22 protein-coding genes and 1 tRNA gene are annotated in these 25,220 nt (G+C 61.4%); 13 read left to right on the top strand and 10 right to left on the bottom strand.

Annotated elements, in window-relative coordinates; all coding sequences use genetic code 11:
• Positions 1-138: 138 nt before the first annotated feature.
• Positions 139-819: a class I SAM-dependent methyltransferase gene (locus C453_RS02265; protein ID WP_008322425.1), complete on the bottom strand. Its 681-nt coding sequence runs from the start codon at positions 817-819 to the stop codon at positions 139-141.
• A gap of 111 nt (positions 820-930) precedes the next feature.
• On the opposite strand from C453_RS02265, the gene C453_RS02260 reads away from it, so the two are divergent.
• Together C453_RS02260 and C453_RS02255 are read left to right on the top strand one after the other, a co-directional pair.
• Positions 931-1,389: a DUF2391 family protein gene (locus C453_RS02260; RefSeq protein WP_008322422.1), complete on the top strand. Its 459-nt coding sequence runs from the start codon at positions 931-933 to the stop codon at positions 1,387-1,389.
• 106 nt (positions 1,390-1,495) lie between these two features.
• Entirely contained in the window at positions 1,496-2,074 is a 579-nt protein-coding gene (locus tag C453_RS02255; RefSeq protein ID WP_008322421.1) for a DUF7090 family protein, read from the top strand.
• A gap of 36 nt (positions 2,075-2,110) precedes the next feature.
• Here C453_RS02255 and C453_RS02250 read toward each other — a convergent pair whose 3' ends face one another.
• The 3 genes from C453_RS02250 to C453_RS02245 all read right to left on the bottom strand — a co-directional run bounded on the left by C453_RS02250 (position 2,111) and on the right by C453_RS02245 (position 3,425).
• Positions 2,111-2,932, bottom strand: a complete 822-nt coding sequence (locus C453_RS02250) for a DUF7089 family protein (protein ID WP_008322420.1) — start codon at positions 2,930-2,932, stop codon at positions 2,111-2,113.
• A gap of 4 nt (positions 2,933-2,936) precedes the next feature.
• Entirely contained in the window at positions 2,937-3,023 is an 87-nt protein-coding gene (locus C453_RS21095; RefSeq protein ID WP_425499539.1) for a hypothetical protein, read from the bottom strand.
• 159 nt (positions 3,024-3,182) lie between these two features.
• Entirely contained in the window at positions 3,183-3,425 is a 243-nt protein-coding gene (locus C453_RS02245; RefSeq protein ID WP_008322419.1) for a ferredoxin, read from the bottom strand.
• 661 nt (positions 3,426-4,086) lie between these two features.
• Between C453_RS02245 and C453_RS02240 the strand changes: the two genes are divergently transcribed.
• Both C453_RS02240 and cgi121 read left to right on the top strand, forming a co-directional pair.
• Positions 4,087-6,543: an ATP-dependent DNA helicase gene (locus C453_RS02240; RefSeq protein WP_008322418.1), complete on the top strand. Its 2,457-nt coding sequence runs from the start codon at positions 4,087-4,089 to the stop codon at positions 6,541-6,543.
• Complete coding sequence (gene cgi121, locus C453_RS02235; RefSeq protein WP_008322417.1) at positions 6,540-7,034, top strand: KEOPS complex subunit Cgi121; 495 nt, start codon at positions 6,540-6,542, stop codon at positions 7,032-7,034. Before C453_RS02240 ends, cgi121 begins: the two co-directional genes overlap by 4 nt.
• A 214-nt stretch (positions 7,035-7,248) precedes the next feature.
• On the opposite strand, the gene C453_RS02230 is transcribed toward cgi121, so the two are convergent.
• Positions 7,249-7,321, bottom strand: a tRNA-Gln gene (locus tag C453_RS02230).
• 132 nt (positions 7,322-7,453) lie between these two features.
• Between C453_RS02230 and C453_RS02225 the strand changes: the two genes are divergently transcribed.
• Positions 7,454-8,032 carry an IMP cyclohydrolase gene (locus C453_RS02225; RefSeq protein WP_008322416.1) on the top strand — a complete coding sequence of 193 codons (579 nt, stop codon included), beginning with the start codon at positions 7,454-7,456 and terminating at the stop codon, positions 8,030-8,032.
• A gap of 57 nt (positions 8,033-8,089) precedes the next feature.
• Positions 8,090-8,749: a metallophosphoesterase family protein gene (locus tag C453_RS02220; RefSeq protein ID WP_008322415.1), complete on the top strand. Its 660-nt coding sequence runs from the start codon at positions 8,090-8,092 to the stop codon at positions 8,747-8,749.
• Positions 8,750-8,770: 21 nt separating this feature from the next.
• On the opposite strand, the gene C453_RS02215 is transcribed toward C453_RS02220, so the two are convergent.
• Entirely contained in the window at positions 8,771-10,117 is a 1,347-nt protein-coding gene (locus C453_RS02215) for a tryptophanase (protein ID WP_008322414.1), read from the bottom strand.
• Between the two features lie 249 nt (positions 10,118-10,366).
• Positions 10,367-11,545, bottom strand: a complete 1,179-nt coding sequence (locus C453_RS02210) for an aspartate kinase (RefSeq protein WP_008322413.1) — start codon at positions 11,543-11,545, stop codon at positions 10,367-10,369.
• 187 nt (positions 11,546-11,732) lie between these two features.
• Between C453_RS02210 and C453_RS02205 the strand changes: the two genes are divergently transcribed.
• The gene (locus tag C453_RS02205; RefSeq protein WP_008322412.1) at positions 11,733-12,161 is read left to right on the top strand and encodes a hypothetical protein; all 429 of its coding nucleotides are present in this window, start codon (positions 11,733-11,735) and stop codon (positions 12,159-12,161) included.
• Between the two features lie 138 nt (positions 12,162-12,299).
• Positions 12,300-13,109, top strand: coding sequence for a ZIP family metal transporter (locus tag C453_RS02200; protein ID WP_008322411.1), 810 nt, complete (start codon positions 12,300-12,302; stop codon positions 13,107-13,109).
• 83 nt (positions 13,110-13,192) lie between these two features.
• Here C453_RS02200 and C453_RS02195 read toward each other — a convergent pair whose 3' ends face one another.
• Complete coding sequence (locus tag C453_RS02195; RefSeq protein ID WP_008322410.1) at positions 13,193-14,320, bottom strand: oxidoreductase; 1,128 nt, start codon at positions 14,318-14,320, stop codon at positions 13,193-13,195.
• Positions 14,321-14,477: 157 nt separating this feature from the next.
• Positions 14,478-16,079: a DNA-directed DNA polymerase II small subunit gene (locus tag C453_RS02190; RefSeq protein ID WP_008322409.1), complete on the bottom strand. Its 1,602-nt coding sequence runs from the start codon at positions 16,077-16,079 to the stop codon at positions 14,478-14,480.
• A gap of 79 nt (positions 16,080-16,158) precedes the next feature.
• Here C453_RS02190 and C453_RS02185 point away from each other — a divergent pair, with 79 nt between their 5' ends.
• Positions 16,159-16,896, top strand: a complete 738-nt coding sequence (locus C453_RS02185) for a S24/S26 family peptidase (protein ID WP_008322408.1) — start codon at positions 16,159-16,161, stop codon at positions 16,894-16,896.
• A 56-nt stretch (positions 16,897-16,952) separates the two neighbouring features.
• Here C453_RS02185 and C453_RS02180 read toward each other — a convergent pair whose 3' ends face one another.
• On the bottom strand, positions 16,953-18,542 hold the full coding sequence (locus C453_RS02180) for a Cdc6/Cdc18 family protein (RefSeq protein WP_008322406.1): 1,590 nt from the start codon (positions 18,540-18,542) through the stop codon (positions 16,953-16,955).
• A 1,750-nt stretch (positions 18,543-20,292) separates the two neighbouring features.
• Between C453_RS02180 and C453_RS02175 the strand changes: the two genes are divergently transcribed.
• From C453_RS02175 to C453_RS02160, 4 genes are all read left to right on the top strand, one after another.
• Entirely contained in the window at positions 20,293-20,934 is a 642-nt protein-coding gene (locus tag C453_RS02175; protein ID WP_008322405.1) for an Era-like GTP-binding protein, read from the top strand.
• Between the two features lie 6 nt (positions 20,935-20,940).
• On the top strand, positions 20,941-21,333 hold the full coding sequence (locus tag C453_RS02170) for a DUF2073 domain-containing protein (protein WP_049907471.1): 393 nt from the start codon (positions 20,941-20,943) through the stop codon (positions 21,331-21,333).
• Positions 21,334-21,381: 48 nt separating this feature from the next.
• Positions 21,382-22,563 (top strand): OapC/ArvC family zinc-ribbon domain-containing protein, encoded by a 1,182-nt coding sequence (locus C453_RS02165; RefSeq protein ID WP_083881571.1) that lies wholly within the window; start codon positions 21,382-21,384, stop codon positions 22,561-22,563.
• 385 nt (positions 22,564-22,948) lie between these two features.
• A partial coding sequence (locus C453_RS02160) for a DEAD/DEAH box helicase (protein WP_008322402.1) occupies positions 22,949-25,220 on the top strand: 2,272 nt, incomplete at its 3' end.

The raw sequence follows: 25,220 nt of genomic DNA, 5'->3' as shown, positions 1-25,220 counted from the left end.
GACGAGTCGTTCGAACTCGGCGACGACGTGGTCGTCGGATTCGACCCCGAGGCTACGCACGTCGTGGAGTAAGCACGCCGTGGGGTAAGTCCGAGTCGACGACGCTCGGTGTTGGTTCAGTGCGATGCAGATTGTCGGTTAGGGCGCGACGCCGACAGTCAAGAGCGTGCCGAAGGTTCGGTAGCGCTCGACCATGTCCTCGCGCGTCTCCCAACTGTCGGTCGGGAACTCGGATGCCGGTGGAATTTCGATGTCCATGTCGGCGATAGAGTCCTGCTCGGCGACGTAGAGACCGGCGTCGCGGAACGCCTCGCGGTACTTCTCGTGGGTCCAGCGCGTCATCTCGATGGAGATGTTGTCCTGCCACTCGTGAGAGTGGACGTTCTCTTCGTAGTAGTTGACCGCGCAGTAGAACGTGCCGCCGGGCTTGAGGATGCGCGCGACCTCTTCGAGGGTGTGTTCGGGGTTCGGGGCGTAGTAGAACGCCTCCATCGACCAAACGTGGTCGACGCTGTCGTCGTCGAACGGCAGGTCGTCGAAGTCGCCGACGACGAACTCGATGTCGTCGGTGTCGGTGTACTCGCGGGCGTTCGAAATCATCTCGGGCGACCCGTCGAGGCCGTATCCCTGACCGATTCCCTTCGTGTCGTGCAGTGCGCGGAGGGCGTAGCCGCTTCCCGTTCCGAGGTCGACGACGGTGTCGCCTGCTTCGACCGGCATCCGGGCGAGGGCGTGTTTCGCCGTGTGCCAGTGTCGGTCCTCCATTCCCTTGTCGCGGCCGTCGGCCGCCCACGCGTCGAATTCGTCGCGTACGCTCATACAGGCCACTCGCAGTCGGAGGACAAAATCAGTTCGGAGCGCCGCGCCGCCTTCGAAATCGAGACCAGCACCCGGCGCGCGATTTAATTACCGCCGTCCCCACCGCGTTGTATGGTCGGAGTGCGCCGCCGGTTCGCCTTCGCAGACACTGCACAGCAGATTGTCGGCGGATTCCTCCTCGCCGGGCCGTTCGTGGTGACAGAAGAAGTGTGGGTACTCGCCCGCAGCATGTCGGTGTTTCAGGGCGTGCTCACCTTCATTATCGTCCTCGCGGTCGGGTACGGTGCGCTCTACAAAGCCGACGACCGAAACCCCGACAGAGAACGCGACGTGGCCGGGATTCCGGTTCGGTTCATCTCGCTCGTCAGCGTCTCGTACCTCTCGGTGTTCATCCTCGCGCTCGCGTTCGACGCGCCGGGGACGTTCCTCTCGGACGTGACGGGAACCGTGATTCTCGAATGGGCCGGGATGCGACTCGACCTCGCGGTCCTCGCCGTGACGCTCAAAGCGACGAGCGTTGGAGCGGTCTTCAGCGTCATCGGTGCGGCAACTGCCGACTCGCTGTACTAAGACGGCTGTTTTGGGTGGTTTGTCCCCCATGACCGCACGGCCGTGGCGAGGTGAGAGGCAGTGCCATAGCATGAAGCGTTAAGTCAGCGCGGTATCTGCATGACGTATGGATTACGAGCTCGCCATCGAAGACACACCGGAAACGGTACCGGGCGGGACAGGAATCTTGCTCCTCCATCCGAGTATCGGTGAGACCGACCGAATCGACACCGACTTCTTCAAAACCGACACCGACCACTTCCTCGTCATCTCGACGCGAACCACCGCGCGCGAGGTCGAACAGAAGATAGAACACTACGAAGTGGACGAGTCGCGCGCGACCATCCTCGATACGCTCTCTATCGAGCGCGGCTACTCGCGGCGCAGCGCCGACAACATCTACTACGTCGCGTCGCCGGACGACCTCGACGCCATCGTCGAGAAGACGCGGCAGTTCCTCGAAAGCCACGATGGAAAACTCAGGTTCAGCGTCGACTCGGTGACAGAGATGGCCTACTACGCCGACGAAGACCGCGCCTACGAGGCGACGAAGGCGCTCCTCGAACTCCTCGACGAGTACGACGCGGTCGGACTGTTCCACCTCTCGAAGGAAGTCCACGACCAAGAGACGCTCGACAGATTCCGCGAACTCTTCGACGGCGTCGTCGACCTCGCAGAAGACGGCAGCGTCACGACCGATTTCTAACGCACTCGCGTCTCAACAGGCGACGACACGGGCGGCTTACTCCCGCTCGTCTGTCGCGTCGCGGGCGTCTTGCGCTTCCGCGAGACGGTCGAACGTCTTCTCTGCCCAGCGGACCGCATAGGTCGGCCCGTATTCGAGATAGGCCGATGTATCCAGCGCCGCGAACGGTGCCGGAAGGTCGCGCCCGTGTTTGATGGCCGAACACGCGAACTCGGTCGCCTCCGCGAACGAGGTCCGGCCGGTAGCGACCAACCGCGGGAGGTCGTCTAACCGGTCGTCCAGTCGCTCGCCCGAATCGACCCACGCGTCGTACAGTCGGTCGTGGTCGCCCTCCCACGACTCGAACACGTCGCGGGTCTGGAGGCCGACCCATCCCTCGTAGAGCGCGGCCGCGATTTGGTAGACATCGGTTCCGTTGAGTGGCGTCGCCTCGGCGAGCGCGCGATACTCCTCACCGAAGAACGGGAGGAAGTGTTCCGGAACGTCGTCGAGACCACTCTGGACCAGCGCCTCGGCGATGAGGAAGTCGAGAAAGTCGTCGGGTGTTCCTTTCGCCCGGTACTTTACCAGTACGACCGACGGGTCGGTCTGGCGCGTCCACGTCACGGTTCCGTCACCGGGCATGCCGATGGTGAAATCCGAGGAGGCGTACAGCCGAAGCGCCTCTGGGACGTCCGCTGGTAGCCACTCGTCGGGATATGTCGCCGGCGAGAGCGAATCGACCACGAGGCCGAGATTCTCCGCGGCGGCCGGCGGAACAGTGTCGAAGTCACCAGCCACGTCGAACACGAGGGCGTTCGGAGCGTGTTCTTCGCGAACCGCTTCGAGGTCTGCCGGCAGCGTTCGAGGGTCGAACATCTACTCAGGCAAGGCTCATTCCGACGAACACGAACGCCAGAACAGCCGACACGCCGATGGTACCGAGAACGATCTTCGTCGCTTGGCTCATGGTGTCACGGTTACCGTCGCCGTGCTTAAATCCTTCAATCCGCCGCCAGCGAATCTCCAGTTGAAACGAAGGGGGTCGAGAGCGAGAGCCACGGTTCGGTGTCGCACGGAGACAGTTCGAAGGGAAAACGAGAAAACGCCGTACAGAGGTGCTGGTCACTCAGACTAACTGCTCGCCGTCGTCGTCGTAGACGCGAATGGCATCGACCGGGCAGACGCGAGCGGAGAACTTCGCGTCGAACTCCGCATCGTCGGGAACGTCGAGGACGAACACGCCTTCTTCGACTTCTTCGGCCCCGGCGAGGTCCGCTTTGCCGTCGTCGAGGTTCTTCTCGAATGCGTCCCACTCGTCGACACACTGGAACATCCCGATGCAGGTCTCGCGGTCGTACTCGACTTTCATACCCGAAGTATCGTCGGCCTGTACATAGCCCTGACGACGAGGGGTGCAGTTTGGCGTCACTGCCGTCGAGACTATCGAGCGTCGCCAATAATTAATATGAAGAGCCGCCACTGGCTAATATATTAACCGTTAGAGCTTTTGCACAGAAGCGGTTGCAAGGGATAGTGAAGCATCTCGACGAGATCACCGTTGAGGAATTGCAAGATGCCCACCTTTATAACTATACAGTAAATATATTGACATGTGGAAGAACTCAGGTCTCAATCGAGTTTGGTAATCCTCTTCGGGGTAGGAGTATTTGTGATTGCAACCTACATTTTACCGGCGATGAACTATACAGAGAGTACTGTTCTAAATATTATACAAGTCATAGGTGCTAGCATAATGACTTTAGGAGTTGCAATTAAAATCTATAAAAGTTGAATTAATATACTATGTGGCACTGTCTAGTTAGTAACCTCCTCAACAGGTGTTCGTCCATCAAGCGCCGCAAAGCACTCGTCGAGCCGGTCTGCGAGCATCATGTCCAATTCACTCAAGGACCTGCTCACTTCTCAAACTGGCTTAACTAATGAAGCGCCGCCACCGACCAATTTCCCCACTTCCTTCCTGTCTCTCCGACCCGATGGCTTAAACCACAGGACGGCCCAACTCACCGCAAATGCGAACAGCGGACCTGACAGGCCTGCCCGAGGGGATTCCCGAGGCCCTCCACGACGAGGGTATCGAGGAGTTGTACCCGCCGCAGGACGAGGCCGTCGAGGCGGGGTTGACAGACGGCGAGAGCCTCGTCGCGGCCGTTCCGACCGCGAGCGGGAAGACGCTCGTCGCCGAACTCGCGATGCTGTCGAGCGTCGCACGGGGCGGGAAGGCGCTCTATATCGTCCCGCTCAGGGCGCTCGCCTCCGAGAAGAAAGCCGAGTTCGAGCGCTGGGAAGAGTACGGCATCGACGTGGGCGTCTCGACGGGCAACTACGAATCCAGCGGTGAGTGGCTCTCCTCGCGCGACATCATCGTCGCCACGTCCGAGAAAGTGGACTCACTCGTCCGAAACAACGCGGCGTGGATGGATCAACTGTCCTGTGTCGTCGCCGACGAAGTCCACCTCGTCAACGACCGCCACCGCGGGCCGACGCTCGAAGTCACGCTCGCAAAACTCCGCCAGTTGAATCCGAGCTTGCAGGTCGTCGCCCTCTCGGCGACTGTCGGGAACGCTGGCGAAGTCGCCGACTGGCTGGACGCCTCGCTCGTCCACTCGGACTGGCGACCCATCGACCTCAAGATGGGCGTCCACTACGGGAACGCGATTACGTTCGACGACGGAAGCCAACGCGAGGTCCCCGTCGGGAAAGGCGACAGACAGACACCTGCGCTCGTCGCGGACGCACTGGAAGGCGACGGCGACGATGACCAGGGGTCGTCGCTCGTCTTCGTGAACTCCCGGCGCAACGCCGAGTCCGCCGCCCGGCGGATGGCCGGAGTGACCGAGCAGTACATCACCGGCGACGAACGCAGCGAACTCGCAGAACTCGCCGCCGAGATTCGAGACGTTTCGGACACCGAAACGTCGGAAGACCTCGCAAAAGCCGTCGCCAAGGGCGCGGCGTTCCACCACGCCGGTCTCGCCTCGGAACACCGAACGCTCGTCGAGGACGCCTTCCGCGACCGACTCATCAAGTGCATCTGTGCGACACCGACGCTCGCTGCGGGCGTCAACACCCCCAGTCGGCGCGTCGTCGTCCGCGACTGGCAGCGCTACGACGGCGACTACGGCGGGATGAAACCACTCGACGTGCTCGAAGTCCACCAGATGATGGGTCGCGCCGGGCGACCGGGACTCGACCCCTACGGCGAGGCGGTGCTGCTCTCGAAGGACGCAGACAGTCGAGACGAACTGTTCGAGCGGTACATCTGGGCCGACGCAGAGGACGTCCACTCGAAACTCGCGGCCGAACCCGCGCTTCGGACGCACCTGCTCGCCACCGTCGCCTCCGGGTTCGCCCACACCCGCGAGGGACTGCTCGAATTCCTCGACCAGACGCTCTATGCGACCCAGACCGACGACCCTGGCCGACTCGAACAGGTCACAGACCGCGTCCTCGACTACCTCGAAGTGAACGGATTCATCGAGTTCGAAGACCAGACGATTCGCGCGACGCCAGTCGGCCACACCGTCTCGCGCCTCTATCTGGACCCGATGAGTGCCGCCGAAATCATCGACGGCCTTCGATGGGCCGCCGACCACCGAACCGAGAAACTGCGCGCGTTGGAAGGCGAGACGACCAGCACCAGTAGGAGCGCCGAGTCCGAACCGGACACGACCGCCGGGTTCCAGCGCGCGAGCGACATGGTCGCCGCTGCGGGTGACGAAGAGGGCGGCGACTCGGCTGGCGACGACAGCGACTTCGAGAGCGACCGGACCTACCCGACGACGCTCGGTCTCTACCACCTCGTCTGCCGGACGCCAGACATGTACCAGTTGTACCTGAAATCCGGCGACCGCGACACCTACACGGAACTGTGCTACGAGCGCGAGCCAGAGTTCCTCGGGCGCGTTCCCTCCGAATACGAGGACGTCGCCTTCGAAGACTGGCTCTCGGCACTGAAGACGGCGCGCCTCCTCGAAGACTGGTCCGACGAAGTCGACGAAGACCGCATCACCGAGCGCTACGGCGTCGGCCCGGGTGACATCCGCGGGAAAGTCGAGACGGCAGAGTGGTTGCTCGGCGCGGCCGAACGACTCGCCAGCGAACTAGACCTCGAATCGGTCTACGCCGTCCGCGAGGCGAAGATGCGCGTCCAGTACGGCGTCAACGAGGAACTACTCGACCTCGCGGGCGTTCGCGGTGTCGGTCGCAAGCGCGCCCGCCGACTGTACGAAGCAGGCGTCGAATCCCGCGCAGACCTCCGCGAAGCGGGCAAGTCGCGTATCCTCGCTGCACTCCGCGGTCGCAGAAAGACCGCCGAGAACATCCTCGAAGCCGCGGGGCGCAAGGACCCCTCGATGGACGAGATAGACGAGTCCGACGCGCCGGACGACGCCGTTCCCGACGACACCGGATTCGAGACAGCAAAAGAGCGCTCCGACCAACAAGCCAGCCTGGGTGATTTCGAATGAGATTCCTCGAAGCCAACGCAACCGTCTCCGACCTCGACTCGTTTATCGAAACAGTGGGTGCCGTCGCCGACGAAACCGGGGCGACGATTCAGGCGTTCGACGCCCGGTACGTCGTCGGCCGCGCCCACCTCGAACACGCCGTGACACTCGCCGACCGCGCCATCGAGCGCGGAAACGAAATCGCCCGCGACAGAGCGGTCGAGTTCATCCTCTACGCCAGCGGTCGGCGGCAAATCAATCGCGCGTTCGAAATCGGCGTCTCCGAAGGGACACTTCCTGTGGTGATTCTCGTCGATGGCGGCGACGAATCGGCGGCCGAGTCGGCGCTTTTCGACCGTCTCGACCTCGAACCAGCAGACACGCTCGGCGACTACGACGAGTCGCTCGTCCGCGAGTTCTACAACATCGGTGACGCCGAGTTGGCGGCCGCGGATGGCGACCTCAGTGCACTGGTCAGAGAGCGCGTATCGCTCCTTACTGTGGACCGCTAACCGAGGTACGGAATCGAGAAAACCCGCCGCTGTCTGTCGATTTTTCCACCCGAAATGACCCCCTTGAGATTTCGATAGCTACCCCTCTGTTTCAACTGGAGATTGTGGGGCGAGAGGGTGCCCCCGAGAGGGTGTAATGCTGAGAGAAATAGTCCCACCAGGATTCGAACTTCCGGAAGAAACCTTCCGACGTTCGAATCGCGAGGACCGAGTATAGTCCCACCAGGATTCGAACCTGGGTCGTTGCCCCCAGAAGGCAACAGGATTGGCCACTACCCCATGGGACTTCGCACTACCTCGTAGTCAGTGGGTATTTGTAAACGTTGCGTGTCGGCCTCTCCGTGTCAGGTTCTGGCAGACAATCGTACAGACGTGCATAAACCACCAACTATTTGGCCTCGTTCTATCCACTGTCGTGTATGTACGTCGGACGATTCGTCGTCGTCGGTCCCGGAATCGGTGCGTATCGCGTCTCCTCTCGGTCCTTCCCGAATCGACAGGTCGTCGAACGGGACGGAACGCTCACTGTCGGGCCGACGCCCGACGCCCCGGAGACGGACAACCCCTACATCGCCTACAACTGCGTCCGCGAGGGCGGCGACTACGTCGTCGTCGGCAACGGGTCGCAAGTCGACCCCATCGCCGAAAAATTCGACATGGGCTACACGCCGCGCGACGCGCTCGCCGAGATTCTGCTCGCGCTCGACTACGAGAAAGACGACTACAACACCCCGCGAATCGCCGGTGTCGTCGGCGACGACGAGGCCTTCATCGGCATCGTCCGCAAGGACGCCCTCATCGTCGAGGAAGTTACGGAACCGACGCTCGTTGCCACCTACGAGGAAGACGACCCCCGTGCCTTCGACCTGACCGCCGACAACGCCGCCGACGCGGCCCGCGAACTCTACGACCACGAGTTCGAACACGCGGTCTGTGCCGCCGCCGCGACTGTCGGTGACGATAGTGCCGTCGAGACGGCCTTCTACAACGGCGAATAGACTCACGTCCTCGCCTGCGGCCCCGCACTTTTCCGACGCGAACTCCTAGCAGGAGCTATGCGTCTCGGCGTCATCTCAGACGTTCACGGGAATCTTCCAGCACTGGAGGCAGTTCTCTCGGACATGCCGCAGGTCGATACGCTCGTCTGCGCTGGCGACGTCGTCGGCTACAATCCATGGCCGGAGGAGTGCGTCGCAGAACTTGCCGACCGCGAGGTACCGACCGTCTCCGGCAACCACGACCGAGCCGTCGTCTCGGGAACGAGTTTCCGGTTCAATCAGATGGCCGCCGCGGGCGTCGAGTACGCCCGCGAAGAACTCTCGCAGGAGTCGATGGAGTGGCTGGAATCGCTCCCCGAGTACCGAGCAGTCGCCGACGGCCGCGTCCAGCTCGTCCACGGCCACCCTGACGACCCGGACCGCTACACCTACCCCGACGACTTCTCACCGCGACTCCTCTCTGGGGAGGACCTGCTGGTCCTCGGCCATACACACGTGCAAGGCTACAAACAGTACGGAGAGGGCATCGTATTGAATCCGGGAAGCGTCGGCCAACCCCGCGACGGCGACCCGAGAGCCGCGTACGCGGTGGTCGACCTCGACGCGCTGACGGTCGAGACTCATCGAGTCGAGTACGATATCGAGCGAGTCGAAGACCGAATCGAAGCGGTTGGACTCCCGCACAGTATCGCCTCCCGGCTTTCAGACGGTCGGTGACAGCAGGGCTGTCGAGGACGGTTATTCGGAGACAGGTTCGAGTTTCGCCGAGAAGTGGCGCAGTTCCTTCATCGGCGGTTCCTCGACGATTTCGAGGCCGTCGTATTCGTGGGCCGACTCCATTACTTCCTCGGCCGTCTCAGCGATGTGTTCGAGGTGTTCGCGGCTGTAGGTCCGCCGTGGGAGCGCGAGACGAACGAGGTCCGGGCGCTCGGCACCGGGGAAGGCGAATTCGCCGAGTTCGACGCCGCGAACGCCGCCTTCGCGGTAGAGCGCGCAGACGAGGACCTGCCCGGGGAAGTGCTCTTTCGGAATGTGCGAGAAGATTTCCCCGGCGTCGAGGTAGACGGCGTGACCGCCGGTCGGGAGGTAGACTGGCACGTCTCGTTCCGAGAGCATGTCACCGAGTTCGCCGACCTGTTCGACGCGCTCGTGGACGTACGGCGGCGTGACTGCCTCGCGCAGACCGACGGCCATCGCTTCGATGTCGCGGCCCGAGAGCCCGCCGTAGGTGGGGAAGCCTTCGAAGAGGATGGCGCGCTGCTTCGCGTGCTCGAACACTGTCTCGTCGCGCATGGCGGTGAATCCGCCGATGTTGACGAGTGCGTCCTTCTTGCCCGACATCGTGATAGCGTCGGCGTGTTCGAACTGTTCGCGGGCGATTTCGGCGACAGACGTGTCTTCGTAGCCGGCTTCGTGTTGCTTGATGAAGTGGGCGTTCTCGGCGAACCGGCAGGCGTCGATGACGAACATCGCGTCGATGTCGCGGGCGAACTCGGCGGTGGCACGGATGTTCGCCATCGAGACAGGTTGTCCGGCGACGGAGTTGTTCGTAATCGTGAGCACGACGACGGGAATCGAGTCCGCGCCGACTTCCTCGACGAGTGCATAGCCCGCGTCGATATCGAAGTTACCCTTGAACGACTCGTTCGAGTTCGGGTCGCGCGATGCGGGCGAGGGGCAGTCGACCGGTTCCGCTCCCTGATTGACGATGTGGGCGCGGGTCGTATCGAAGTGCGAGTTGTTCGGGATGACGTCGCCCTCTTCGAGAAGGACGCCGTAGAGGACGTTCTCGGCACCGCGGCCCTGATGGGTCGGAACGACGTACTCGAATCCCATCACGTCGCGGACGGCGTCGGCGAGGTTGTTGAACGACCGGCTTCCGGCGTAGGCCTCGTCGCCACGAATCATCGCTGCCCACTGGTCTGCCGACATCGTCCCGGTCCCGGAGTCGGTCAACAGGTCGATGTAGACGTCGCGAGCGTCGAGGTTGAAAACGTTGTATCCCGCCTCTTCGATAGCAGCCTCCCGCTCCTCACGCGAGGGGAGTTCGATGGGTTCGACCATCTTTGCTTTGTACGAACGCATACCCCAACACACGGCCCGAAATGTGAAGAAATATGTACGCGGAAAAACGGCGGACTGAGCGCGTATTCCGGCGTTTGTGGACGGGTGTGTGCATCGGTGTGGGAGGGCGTTCGAGCGCGGTTAGGCAGGGTGCTGTGTACCGGTCGGGAGAGACGAGTATGGGCCAGCGAATATCGTTCTTATCTGCGTGACGGAGACAGGTCCAGCGCCGACGCTCGTGACGTGTGAAAAATCAGAGACGAAGTGAGGTTAGAACTGCTTTTGGATGATTTCGAGTGTCTCTTCGCGGTCGTCCCACGCGACGAAGATGGCGACAGAGGTCGCAGAGGTGATGACGTCGTGGATATTGATGCCCGCCTCGGAAATCGGTTGAACGATGTCGAGGATGACGCCCGGGCGGTTCGGGAGTTCGCCACCAGTGACGCGGACGACGGCGATGTTGTCTTCGACGGTGACAGACGAGAGTGCCTCGTCGGAGACGACCCGGTCGTGAAGGACTGCTTCGGCCTGGTTCGCCTCGTCTCCGCGGACGTAGAACGTAATCGAGTCCATCCCGGAGGCGACCGAGTCGACGTTGATTCCGGCGTCGCTCAGGGCGACCGAGAGGTCCGCGAGGATGCCCGGTCGGTTTCGAATCGCTCGTCCAGCGACCGTGAGACAGGCGAGCGAGTCCTCCTGCATGTCGATGAGGTTGTGGAACTCGCCTTCGATGAGCGTCCCGCCGGTGAGGAGGTTTCCGTGTTGGTAGTGGACGACGCGGACGTCGAGCGCGTCGTCTTTGTACGACAGCGCCGACGGCGCGACGACTTCTGCACCGCGGAACGAGAGGTTCCGAAGTTCGTCGACGGTGATGCGACCGACGTTCCGCGCGCCCTCGACGACACGCGGGTCGCCCGTCATGACGCCTTCGACGTCGGTCACGATGACGACTTCGTCGGCTTCCATGTACTTGCCGAGCATCACGGCGGTCGTGTCCGACCCGCCGCGGCCGAGCGTCGTAATCTCCCCTTCGAGGTTCTGCGCGAGGAAGCCGGTAATGACGGGCACGACACCGTCTAACTCTTCTGCGAGTTCTGCGGCGCGTCGCTGTGTCTCTTCGATGTCGACTTCGCCGAGGTCGTTCGTGATGACCGGCCAGTCGTCAGAACCGGGTTCGACGAACAAGGCGTCGACGCCGCGGGCAGAGAGGGCGGCCTTGAGCATCCGAACGCTCGTGCGCTCGCCCATCGAGACGATTTCGGCTCGGTCGCGGTCGTCGGCGTCGAACTGAATCTCGTCGAGCAAGTCGTCGGTCGTCGACCCCATCGCGGAGGCGACGACGGCTATCTCGTGGCCCTGTTCGACCGCCGCAGCGATGGAGTCTGCGGCCCGATTGATTCGGTTACCGCTTCCGAGGGACGTGCCGCCGAACTTCGCGACTACGCGCATGGTCCCTCCGATACATCGTAACGCTGTGACTCGTGGTGCTCAAACATGCGAGGGGCTAACGCAGGGGGACGTATAACTATGTCTCCCTGCTCAACCGTTGCCTACTTCACAGAATCCGCAGGCGAGACGGGGTATTCGACCGCGTTCCGGGCAGAGGTTTATTGCCGACGGGGCGGAACCATGACGTATGGAAGTCAGAGACGCCGTCGACTCGGACGCCGAAGCGCTCGCGGCTGTCGCGAACGCGCCGACGGTGGCGATGCGCCGTCTCGTCCGTGACCGGACGGTCCGAGTGGCGACGTCCGATGCCGGGGCCGACCCGAACACCGACGCACCGGCCAGCGAAGAGCAGATTCACGGCTTCGTCGGATTCGACGTCGAAGACGGCATGGTCCACATCACCCGACTCGCTGGAACGGACACCGCGGTAGCCCGCCTGCTCGAAGAACCACTCCGCTTTGCGAGTACAGAAGAACTGCCCGTCGAAGCACTTCTCGTCGAATCCGAATCGGACCTTCGTGAAGCGGTCGAAGAGGCTGGGTTCGAGCGAGTGGGAGACGGGCCGCGCTTCGATGGCTCCGAGACGATTCGGTATCGGTTCGGCAAGTCGGCGTGACCGACGCTGTAGCGTCGAAATCGGCAGACTGAATCGTTCTATTGCGACCAGAACCGGCGGTAGACATACATTCTTGTGTGTTGTCGAGTGCCATATGTGTCGTTTCGTGACTACAGCGCCCCCAGTGAGGCGACGTCGATGACCACTGTTCAGGAGTTGTTCGTCTCCATCGCCGGGTCGAACCCCATCGTACACGGACTCGTCGGTGGTCTCGTCATCGCCTTCTTGAACATGCTCGGGGCGTTGCTCATCCTCGTCTGGCGTAATCCGTCGAAACGCTCGCTGGACGGACTCTTAGGCTTCGCCGCCGGGGTCATGCTCGCCGCGAGCTTTACCAGTCTCATCCTCCCCGGTATCGAGGCGGCGGGTGGGAATCCGATTCCGGTTCTCGTCGGCTTCCTCATCGGCGTGTTCGTCCTCGACCAGGCAGACCTGTGGATTCCGCACGTCCACATTCTCGTGACCGGAAAAACGCGGATTGACGCCCCCGAGACCGAGAAGAAGATGGCCTCTGTGATTCTCTTTATCGTCGCCATCACCATCCACAACATGCCGGAGGGACTGGCCGTGGGCGTCGGGTTCGGGTCCGGGGACCTGAACACCGCCATCCCGTTGATGCTCGCTATCGGCATCCAGAACATCCCCGAAGGACTGGCCGTCTCTATCGCCGCCGTCAACGCCGGGCTTCGGAGCACGACCTACGCGACGCTGGCGGGTATTCGAGCCGGTCTCGTCGAGATTCCACTGGCAATCTTCGGTGCGTGGGCCATCCAGTACGCCGAAGCGCTCCTCCCGTACGCGATGGGGTTCGCGGCAGGGGCGATGCTGTTTGTCATCTCCGACGAAATCGTCCCCGAGACACATGCGAACGGAAACGAGCGCATCGCGACCTTCGGGACGATGGTCGGCGTGGTCGTGATGCTGTACCTCGACGTGACGCTTGGATAGACGGGAGTTCGAGTGGAAGCGAAGGGGTTCCGGGCTGGTTTTTGAGTGACGTGGGCCTGCTCTCTAGACAGAACGAGCGAGCCTCAGTCGTCCGCTGGCCGGGTCTCGGCCGGAGCTTCGTGGTCCGAGATGGTCGCCTTCGGCGCGAGGAAGTGTGCAGGGTCGAACTCGTCGAGGTCGTCGCCAGCCGCGACGCGCGCTGGCCAATCGGGATTGGCGAGCGCGCTCGTCCCCAGAGTGAAGAGGTCGGCACCGGATTCGACCGCCGTGCGCGCCGCGTCTGGGTCGCCGAGGCCGCCGTTTGCGACGATGACTGTGTCGTCTGTGGCGTACGTGGCTGCGGCTTCAGCGAGCGACGGACCGTCCGCGCCGAACGTTGGCTCGGCGGTATTCGCGTCGACTGTGTGGACGTAGTCGGCACCGGCGGCAGAGAGTTCGCGGAAGAAGACCTCGGCGGCGTCCGTGCCTTCGGGCCACTCGTAACTGTCGTCGGTGACTTTCGTCTGCGAGACGCGCACGCCGACGACGAACTCGTCGGGAACGGCCTCGGCGACGGCCGCGACGACTTCAGCAGGGAACCGAACGCGGTCTTCGGGGTCGCCGCCGTACTCGTCGTCGCGTCGATTCGCGTCCGCAGAGAGGAATTCGTTGAGGAAGTAGCCGTTTGCGCTGTGAATCTCGACGCCGTCGAATCCGGCCTCGGCCGCGTTCTCCGCCGCCGCGACGAACCCCGCACGAGCCTCGTCGAGGTCGTCGTGGGTCGCTTCCCGTGGAACCGCGTACTCGCCACTTCCGCCGTAGGCTTCGGACTTTTCGCCGTTCGGTTGGACCGCAGAGGGAGCGATTGTGTCACCGTCGTCGGTGTAAGGGTTGCCCTGCGTCTGTGCGCCGGCGTGCATCAACTGGGCGAAGATTGGTGTGTCGGTGTCGTGGACAGCGTCCGTAACCTGTGTCCACGCCTCGACGTGGTCTTCGGTGACGAGACCCGGCTGATTCAGATAGCCCTGACTGTAGGTATCGTCCGTGTAGACGCCCTCGGTGACGAGAAACGAGAAGCCGCCGTCACCGAATTTCGCGTAGTACCGCGCCATCTCCTCGGTCGCCCGCCCGTCGGCTGTCGCGCTCACACGAGTCATCGGTGCGAGACCGGCGCGATTGTCGAGCGTCAGGTCGTTTAGCGTCGCCGCGTCGAACAGCACGTCGTCAGACATACCCCTCCATCCGACTGTCGGTATAATAAGGCGACGGCGGTCTGGTCGCACCGGGCGCACAACCGTTGAAAGCGAGACGGTGAAACGGTGAGACGGCGAAACGAGAAGACGGCGAAACGAGAAGACGGCGAAACAGTAGAACAGCGAAACGCTTCGCTCAGGAGAACTTCCGCACCGTCATGTTCAGCGTGTCGAGGTCGACGATAGGAGCGTAGCCAGCGTCGGGGTCGATGTTGACGGACTTCTGGAAGTCGGTCTGGGCCTGCCAACACCCGGAATTGACCGCGAGGACGTTGTGGTACTTGCCCCAGCCGAGTTTGTGGACGTGGCCGGTGTGGAAGATGTCCGGCACCTGCTCCATGACGAGGTAGTCGAGTTCTTCGGGTGCGAGTCGCGTGTGGCCACCGAACTGCGGCGCAACGTGGCGTTTCTTCAGGAGTTGGTACATCGCCTTGTGCGGGTCGTCGTAACTCGCCTTGTCCGAGGGGAGTTCGGCGATGACCTCGTCCAGCGAGACGCCGTGGTACATGAGGATGTTGACGCCTTCGAGCGTGACCATCGAGGGGTTGCTCGTAATCTGGGGGTCGTGAGCCGACATGATGTCCCGAAGTTCGTCGTCGAATCCGGGTTGCGGTTCGGCGAGTCGAACCGCGTCGTGGTTCCCCGGAATCATCACGATGTCGAGGTCGCCGGGTACTTCCTTGAGGTACTCCGAGAACGCTTCGTACTGGTCGTAGATGTCGATGACGTCGAGTTCCTCGTCCTGATTCGGGTAGACACCGACGCCTTCGACCATGTCGCCAGCGATGAGTAAGTACTCGATGTGCTCGGCTTCCTCGGTGTGAAGCCAGTCGGCAAAGCGGTGCCACGAGTCGGCCATGAACTCCTGGCTCCCGACGTGAACGTCGGAGATGAGCGCGGCTTGCACGTGGCGGTCGGCGGTGTTGGTTCGGTGGTTTCGCGGCACGTCGGGGAAGTACATGTCGTCGACGAACAAGATGCCCGCGTCGCCCGAGAGCGTCCCCGACACCGCGATACACTCGTCGAGGAGGAGTTCGTCGACGTAGCTGGCGATGTCCTTGTCTTTCATCACGAGACACGGAAACGTCCCAGTCGTGTCTTCGAGGTCGACAATCCAGTGGCCGCTCTTCGTCGAGCGAACGTCATCGACGAGGCCGATGAGTTCGGCGTCCTGCCCGCCGGACATATTCGAGATGGCTTTCGCAGGCCGGTGATTGACCCGGCCGCGAAGCATCTTCGAGAGTTTCTCGTAGCGGTCGCGGAACACCTTCACGAAGTCGTCGTACTCGCCGGTCCCGGTCGACTGCCCGGTCATGTCGTTGGCGATTTCTAGCGACCGAAGCGACGTATCTTGGTTCCGTCCACTCCCCGACCCCTTCGCTTCAGGTGGAGTCGATTTTCCAACAGGTTCCTCGTTGTCTCCCGATGTTGCATCGGAAACAGGGGGGTCGGTGTCAGCAGCAGAGGTGTCAGAACTGGCGGCACCGCTCTCAGATTCGGACCCAGGTGGGCCAGTTGGTGCAGACGAAGATGGGTCAGTCGCGGGTGCAGACGCGAGCACCTCGCGGACGTGGTCAGCAGTGATTCGGAGCGCGTCGTCCGGTGTCGATTCGACGACCTGAGCGAGCGTTACCCCCGGGTCGTCTGTACCTGCGATGAGCGTCACGGCCTCGCGTTCGGCGTTGTAGCCGCGACTCACCAGTGCCCGGACGATGCGCGCCGGCGTCTCCAAAGGCACACGACGAGGTGGGCGAAGCGGAGCAAAAAGGGTGCCGAAACCCAGAACGTTGAAACCCAGTCCGACTAAACGAGGGGTGATGAGTGCTGACGATGGTCCCTCGTCCCCCCGCGAGTCCTCCTACGACTCCGACGAGGGACTCTTGACCCGATTCTGGACGGCCGAGGACGGCCCGCTTTTGTTCCTCCGCGAAGCCCTCTCGAGCGTCGCGGCCGTCCTCGCTGTCGGCCTGCTCCTCTTTGCAATCAGCGGGGTATGGCCGCCGATGGTCGCCGTCGAGAGTGGGAGTATGGAACCCCACATGCAGAAAGGCGACCTTATATTCATCACGGGACCCGACCGCTACGTCCCGGATGCGGCGGTCGATGGAACGTCCGTCGTCACCGCCGAAACGGGGTCTGAGGTCGGCTATCGGTCGTTCGGCGAGAGTGGAAGCGTCGTCGTCTATCACAAGCCCGGCTCGGCCGGCCCGCCGATTATCCATCGGGCGATGTTGTACGTCGAATCCGGCGAAAACTGGTACGAGAGAGCCAATCCCGAGTACATGTCGGCAGACAACTGCAAGGAACTCGAACACTGTCCGGCACCCTACGACGGGTTCATCACGAAAGGTGACAACAACCCCCGGTACGACCAAGTGAGCAGTATCAGCGACCCGGTTCGCCCCTCGTGGGTGCAGGGCGTCGCTCGCGTGCGGATTCCATTCCTCGGATGGGTCCGGTTGACGCTCGCGAACACGATGACGGCAGCGACACCCGTCTCGCCGGTCTCTGTTTCGACGGGTTCCATCTCTTCGATTCCAACGGCTCCTGTCTAAGCCAACGACCGCAGTTTAAGCGCAGAACAGATTCGGCTTCGAAATCAGCAGAACAGTCAGTTATCGAACCGGGCCTGCACGAACGGTTGCGCACTCTCGATATCGCCGAGTCGAGAGTCCGTAAGCAGGACGGCCTCGGTCTCGTCGATGGGGACCGAGAGGCTGATTTCCTTCGTCCGGCCGTAGCGACCCTTCGAGACGACGACGGCGTTGACGATGCCGAGCATGTCGAGTTCCGAGATGAGGTCGGTGACACGCCGTTGAGTGAGGATGTCGGCGTCGATTTCCTCACAGAGGCGCTTGTAGATGTTGAACACCTCGCCGGTGTTGATGTTGCGGACGCCGTTTTTCTCCAGCAGGATGATGGCAAAGAGGACGATTTTCGACTGCGTCGGCAGGGTTCGAACGACTTCGACGACGCGGTCGAGTTCGATTTTGTCCTGCGCCTGTCGCACGTGCGCTTCTTCGACCGTATCGGCCTGTCCGCGCTCGGCGAGTTCGCCGGCGGTTCGGAGTAAGTCGAGCGCGCGGCGAGCGTCGCCGTGTTCCTGTGCGGCGAACGCTGCACAGAGCGGAATCACGTCGTCAGTGAGTGCGCCGCCTTTGAACGCGACGTCGGCGCGGTGTTGAAGGATATCGCGGAGTTGGTTCGCGTCGTACGGCGGGAAGACGATTTCCTCCTCGCCGAGACTCGACTTGACCCGCGGGTCGAGGAAGTCGGTGAACTTCAGATCGTTCGAGATACCCATAATAGAGATACGAGAGTTGTCGAGTTCGGAGTTCATCCGCGAGAGATTGTAGAGCGTGTCGTCGCCGGATTTCTCGACGAGTTTGTCGATTTCGTCCAGCATGATGACGACGACGCGTTCTTTGTAGTCGACGGCGTCGAAGAACGTCGTATAGACGCGGTCGGTCGGCCACCCCGTCATCGGGACCGTCTCCATCTCGTCGGCGTCCTCGGAGAGTTCGTCCGCGCGCTCGTCTATCTCCGCGATGGAGTTGTAGGGCGTGTCGTCGAGGGCGTTGGGGTCTTCGGTCGCCCGGGTTCGCATCTCGTCGAGTCGGTCGAGTTCGGCTTCGATGCGTTCGATGTTCTTCTCGATGAACTTGTTCGCGAGCTGCGCGAGCACGCGATACTGCGTGTCGGTCACCTCGCAGTTGATATACTCGACTTCACACGGAACGTCGTACTTCTGGGACGTCGATTCGAGTTCCTGACTCACGAACTTCGCGCTGGCAGTCTTTCCGGTCCCCGTCTTCCCGTAGATGAGGATGTTCGACGGCGTCTCCCCGCGGAGTGCCGAGACGAGAATCGTCGCCATCTGGTTGATTTGGTCGGTCCGGTGCGGGAGTTCGTGCGGCGTGTACGACGGGCGAAGAACCTCTTTGTTCTCGAATATTGGCTCGCCAGCGAGTAAGTCGTCGAACAGTCCCTTCGACTCCTCGTCGTCGTTCAATACGACCTTGTCGAGTCCGACGTCGGGGTCTTTGTGCTGGTCGAGGTCGGTGTCCTCGGGAACGTCGGCGTCGGGGCCGATACTCGCCTGAATGTCGATGTCTTCAGCCGAGAGTTCTGTCGACTCCGCGTCCCCGTCGCTTGCATTGCCCTCTCGACGGTTGTCGCCTCGTTGTGTGTCGTCGTCCATCGTGTGTACCCCTCTGTTTCGGGTGGAAGAATCGCCAAGAACGGCGTGTAGAGAGCCTTATACCGGGAAATCCCGGTTCCAACTCGTAAATCCGAAAGTGGCGATTCCAAATGATGCAAAGGAACCAAACGAACAGTTGCTACAAAAGTCTTACTTCTCTTACTCGTCACGGTTCAAAACACCAGAATTCGACAGATAGGGATGGCTTCGGTTCGAATACCTGGACCGTGTGTTTCGGCTCTATCACGGTACGGGGTGTTGGTTGGGTCTACAGTACGGGTGTTGGTTGGGTCTGGTCTCAGCTAACTAAGAGAGTCGTTGGCTGGAATTTGGTCTGTATCACGAATACTAGTCGAGGTGTACACTAGTCGAGGATACTAATCGGGGATACTAATCGAGGAGCGCATGCAGCCCAGTTCGACGGGGATCGAGCGGAGTCAAAGGACGCGCACACGAAACCGAACGCCGACTCGATCAAAATCGAAGGCTGTTACAACTAAATCCGAACTGTTGTGAACCACTGCCGTCTTTGTTCGTTTCACGTTCATCCAATCTATCCCACGTAGAGAGGAGTCTGTGCAGACAGAGGTTCGTCTAGACACGAAAGATTTGGTGTTCCAACCCCTTCATTTCGTGTGGAAACTCGAATTTTCGAATACGGTGAGAGACTCGTCGAGAGCGGTTATATCGAAGAAATGAGCGGCTGGTTTCGGATGGAATTAAGTCGGGTTTTCCAGTTCGACGGGAAACGCCTGGGTATCGAATGCCCCACACCCCTTTGTTTCGGGTGGAGGCGAGAAACAGTAGGGAGGGGGTTACGGCGAGTCTTAGAAACGGATGGTTTTATATTGGTAGTTGGCCTACCATATCCGCACTAGAGAAAAAGACGTTATTATTGTGGTTGCTTCTATTAGAATTAACAGCTGACCGCCGTCTAGCGGTCAACACCCCCACACCCCTTCGGGCCGTTCCACCTGAAACGAAGGGGTGGGGGTGTTGACCGCGGATTGTTTCGTGTCCACATCACTCACACCAATTGAAAGGCCGTCGTAGACCATGGTCATATGTCGTTTGGATGGTGGATAGACTGTCGCCATCACTCGGCACTTCGACGAGTACGGTCTGGCCAGACGGGGGAGTGACACGAGCGTACGGTCTACCCGGGAAGACCGCGTGTCCATAGCCGGGTGACGGACGAGTAAGCGAGAAAGGAACGTTCTGAACGGGGTACGTTCTGAACGGGGTATCACGTGGTGGCTGGTGCGTTCGACTCGAAAAGCAACCCTTCGAGTAAACACGAATTCGAGTCGAATCGCCAGTAATCGATGAATGAGGGCTGCCCCGAGCTGTTTCCAATCGGATATCGATTCACCGATTTACCGACTCGTCTACCGTTTTCACAGTGGTCTGTAAATTCATTCCCGTGCAACCTTCATGCTATCTCTTCTCATGATGTTTCTCGTGCACCCCTCCGCTTCGTGTGCGCTCGCACGGTCGAAGTAACAGATATAATCTCACATTATCGACGGATGGCGTGTGAAAAAGCACCATGATACAGCACTCGTTTGTGATGGACGTTAAGCACCGAAATTACGTTCTCTGTCTTTCGCGCCAATATGATAGAGAGTTATTATTTACACTATCCTGTCTAAAACGTGACTGGTGTCTGACGTAGTGCTTAAGTGAGTCCGGTTGGGTGATACCTCCATACGCCCTCCACGACGCGTTCGGGAGGTGCGGGAGGCCCAGGATGGGACTGCTCACAGATCTCAGAGACAGCATCTCACGAGTCGTCGACCGGCTCTTTTCGGAGAGCGAGCCAAAGCGAATCGGTATCTATGGCCCGCCTAACGCCGGGAAGACGACTCTCGCAAATCGTATCGCCCGTGATTGGACCGGTGACGCAATCGGTCCCGAGAGCCACATCCCTCACGAGACCCGCCGCGCTCGACGGAAAGAAAACGTCGAAATCGAGCGAAACGGCAAGAAGGTCACTATCGACATCGTCGACACACCGGGTGTCACGACGAAGGTCGATTACAAGGAGTTCCTCGACCACGACATGGAAAAAGAAGACGCCGTGCGTCGGTCTCGAGAGGCGACAGAGGGGGTCGCCGAGGCCATGCACTGGCTCCGCGAAGACGTCGACGGCGTCGTCTACGTCCTCGACAGTACGAAGGACCCGATATCGCAGGTCAACACGATGCTCATCGGCATCATCGAGAGCCAGGACCTGCCGGTTCTCATCTTCGCGAACAAGATCGACCTCGAAGACGCGAACGTCGAGCGTATCTCGAATGCGTACCCGCAACACGAGACGGTCGAACTGTCGGCACTCGAGGGCGAGAACATGGACGAAGTGTACGCCAAAATCGCGGAGTACTTCGCGTGATTCACTATGCCTGAAGCAACGACATCCGAAAACGGCTCTGGTGGGGTTCAGATAGACCTCTTCAGTGGGAGCCGGATGGCGAGTCTTACCAGTATGGAGAAGATTCGTCTCATCCTCGACGGTGTTCGCGACGGGAACATCGTCATCCTCGAAGAGGGCCTTTCGCCCGACGAAGAGTCGAAACTCATCGAGGTGACGATGGCCGAAATCAGCCCCGACGAGTTCAATGGCATCGAGATAGAGACGTATCCGCGCTCGCAGGCGGCAGACCAGAGCTTCCTCGACCGACTCATGGGTCGGCAATCGACACAGAAGCTCACGGTCATCGGTCCTGCAAACCAGATTCAGACGCTCCACAAAGACGAGAATCTCATCAGCGCACTCGTCTCGCGGAAGTAAGGAGCGGACGCGAGACACGAACTGCGCCACCCGGCGCTACCATCTACCATGCCACACCAATGTACGACGTGCGGTAAGGTGTTCCCCGACGGCTCCAAAGAGATGCTTTCGGGGTGCCCGAGCTGCGGCGGTAACAAGTTCCAGTTCCAACCCGCGAGCACGACCAGCGATACTGGCAGTGCCGACGGGAGTGACAACACTGGCGCGCCCGACAGCGCCGGTTCACAGGACTTGACATCGTCTGCGGCCGACGCGGTTCGCCGCCGGGCGGCCCAAAACGACGCACGACCGACGACAGAAGACGAAGAGACCACAGTTCAAGACTGGGTGAACTCGCAGTCCCAACCGACACGCGACTCGGTCGCTCAGGGTGACCCGGACCCGCAACGCGACTCGGATTCTCGACGCGACCCGAACCCGCAACGCGACTCGGATTCTCGACGCGACCCGAACCGACAGCCCCCGCAAGAGCGACAGCCACCACAGACACGCACTGACGACCGTGCGGACCCGAAGCGGACGTCGAAAGACGACACGCCGGAACGCGGATGGGGTGAGTGGCCGTCGCAATCTGGGACCGAACCGGAACCCGCGTCGGCTCGCGACGATAGGCCAGATGCCGTTTCGTCGACCGGACCGGACCCGAAAGAAGGGTCGGAACGGTCTACCCAGCGGTCACCTCGAAAGACGAATCGCGGGATTCGCGCGCGAACCGAAGACGAAGAGGACAATTCCCAGCGGAGCGCCAGAAGCGACGTCGTCACTCCCGAAGAACTCGCGGCGCTCGATTCGTCTCGCCGTAACCAAGACGACAAGCCCCAGCGCGAATCTCCGACAGAGACGACCGAACCGCAGCGATCCCCGTCGAACGCACAACAGCCACCGTCGGACGCACAACAGCCACCATCGGACACACGACAGCCTCCGTCGAACACTCAACAGCCACCGTCGGACGCACAACAGCCCCAGGCAGACGCGCCTGCTGACGTGCCGACGGACGCCGACGGACACGTCGTCGAGCCACCGTCCGAGGACCGCCCCGACCTCGACCAACTGCGAGAGGAACTCAACGACCAGTTCGAGAGCATCAAAATCGTCAATCCCGGTCAGTACGAACTCAATCTCATGGAACTGTACGACCGAGACGAGTACATCATCTCGCTTCGCGAGGATGGTCGGTACGTCATCGAAGTTCCCGACTCGTGGGGCCCCGGCGACCGCGACGACTGAGAGTTCAGGCGTCAAAACCCGCACTACCCCTTCGTTTCGCCTCGAACTGCCGTAGTATCTCGTTTTGGCAGAATTCCCATTCTACCTCGTTTTCGAGTTGACGGTCACAACTCGACACCAAACCGGCACAATCATTATATACGATAGTTGAGATTATATCTTCCTAGGGGAAGCGCTATGTCCAACTCGTACAACAACAACAAGGTCGCAGAATGGGCGGCGCTCGTGGGTGCGTCGCTGCCTGACCCGCGTCCAGACGAGCACGATTTCGAAACCGCCGACGGCACACGTTGACCGTGGTCCGCCGGAACCGCTGACAGTCATCCACGTTCACTTTCACCGTACTCTGCGAACCCTTATCGGCGAGGGCGCGTAATCGCCACCGATGCCGTCCTCCGAGGATGTCGCGTACGTCGACCACCCGCTGCTCGTCCCGTCGTTCATCGAGCGACGGCTCTACCAGATACGACTCGCGGGTGCAGCGCGCGACGACCACACGCTCGTCTGTCTTCCCACTGGTCTCGGAAAGACCACTGTCAGCCTGCTTGTCACCGCCCAGCGGTTACACGAGGTCGGTGGGAAGTCGCTGTTTCTCGCGCCGACGAAACCGCTCGTCCAGCAGCATGCGGACTTCTACCGCGAAGCGCTCAACATCCCCGACGAGGACATCGTCGTCTTCACGGGCGACGTTCGCCCCGACGACCGCGCCGAACTCTGGGACGACGCCCAAATCGTCATCGCGACGCCGCAGGTCGTCGAAAACGACCTCATCGGCAACCGCGTCTCGCTGCACGACGTGACACACCTCACGTTCGACGAGTGCCACCGCGCCAGCGGCGACTACGCGTACGTCTACATCGCCGAGCGCTATCACGCTGACGCTGAAAACCCACTCGTCACTGGGATGAGTGCATCACCCGGTGGCGACGAGGAAGCTATCCTCGAAGTCTGTGAGAACCTCGGAATCGTCCACGTGGAGGTGATGACCGAGGAGGACGCCGACGTCTCTGACTACACTCACGACACGGACGTCGAGTGGAATCGCATCCAACTCCCGGACGAGATTTTGGAGATACGCGACGCGCTCAACGAGGTTATCACCGACCGACTGGAGAAACTCAAGCAGTTGGGCGTGACCAAATCGACGAAGCCCGACGTCTCACAAAAGAAGCTCAACCGGATGCGCGCGGAGCTTCAGCGCCTGATGAACGCCGACAAGTCGGAGGGCTACAAGGGAATGTCCACGCACGCGGAGGTGATGAAACTCCGCCGGGCGGTCGAACTCGTCGAGACGCAGTCCGTCGAGTCGGTTCGGCGGTACTTCGAACGCCAGCGCAACGCCGCCCGATCTTCCGGCGCGTCGAAGGCGAGCCAACGCCTCGTCGCCGAACCGAAGGTGCGCGAGGCGATGCGGAAAGCCGAGTCGTTCGATGGGCTCCACCCGAAGTTCCGGGAGACCCGAATCCTCCTCGCGGAGACGCTCGGTATCCGTGACGGCGAGCGCGTCATCGTCTTCACCGAGTCGCGCGACACGGCGGAGGCGCTCACCGAATTCCTCTCCCAGAGCTTCTCAGTCCGGCGATTCGTCGGACAGGGAGACCGTGACGGGTCTGACGGGATGTCGCAGAAGGAACAACAGGAGGCACTCGACAAGTTCCGAAGCGGCGAGTTCGAAGTCCTCGTATCGACGTCTGTCGCCGAGGAGGGACTGGACGTACCCGAAGTCGACCTCGTGCTCTTCTTCGAACCCGTTCCGACGGCGATTCGGTCCATCCAGCGGAAGGGTCGGACCGGACGACAGGCCGACGGTCGCGTCGTCGTCTTACTCGCCGAAGACACCCGCGACGAGGCGTATTTCTGGATTTCACGCCGCCGCGAGAAGACGATGGAAAAGGAGTTGCGCTCGCTCAAGGGTGCGGCCGCGGACATCGAAGCCGAACTCGACCACTCACAACACGACCTCTCGGCGTTCGCCGGAAACGGTGGCGAGGCCGCCGAACGTGACGAAAACGCTCCCGAACGTTCAGGAACGTCCACCGGAAACGAAGGGGTTGCTGGTGCGAGTTCGACTGACGGCGAACGCGAGGCAGTTGCGGCCGCCGAGGCGACGGACGGCCAGTCTGGACTCACTGACTTCGGGCCGACAGACGAGGAGTTGGCGCGGGCCGAACCCGACGAAGAACGCGACAGCGACGGTTCGAGTGCAACTGAGTCTGATACCGAAGGCGACCGTGACGACGCTGACGACACCGACACTGAAACCATCGCCACGGCCGGAACCGACGACGGCGTGGAAATCGTCGTCGACCAGCGCGAACTCGACTCCAACATCGCACGAACGCTCTCGAAGCGCGACGACCTGACGACACGGCTCGAAACGCTCGCAGTCGGCGACTACATCCTCTCGGACCGCGTCGCGGTCGAGCGCAAGAGCGTGGCTGACTTCCTCGATACGCTCACCGAGGGCGACCGCTCGCTGTTCGACCAGATTGCGGACCTGACGCGGCACTACGCCCGGCCGCTCCTCATCGTCGAGGGTCGCGGTCTCTACGAAGAGCGCAACATCCACCCCGGCGCGATTCGCGGCGCACTCTCCTCTGTTGCCGTCGACTTCGGCGTGAGCGTCCTCTTCACCGAAGACGAAGACGACACCACCG

Source organism: Haloferax elongans ATCC BAA-1513 (assembly GCF_000336755.1).
In the GTDB taxonomy this organism is placed as follows: Archaea; Halobacteriota; Halobacteria; order Halobacteriales; family Haloferacaceae; genus Haloferax; species Haloferax elongans.
This window is presented reverse-complemented; position numbering and strand designations above follow the sequence as displayed.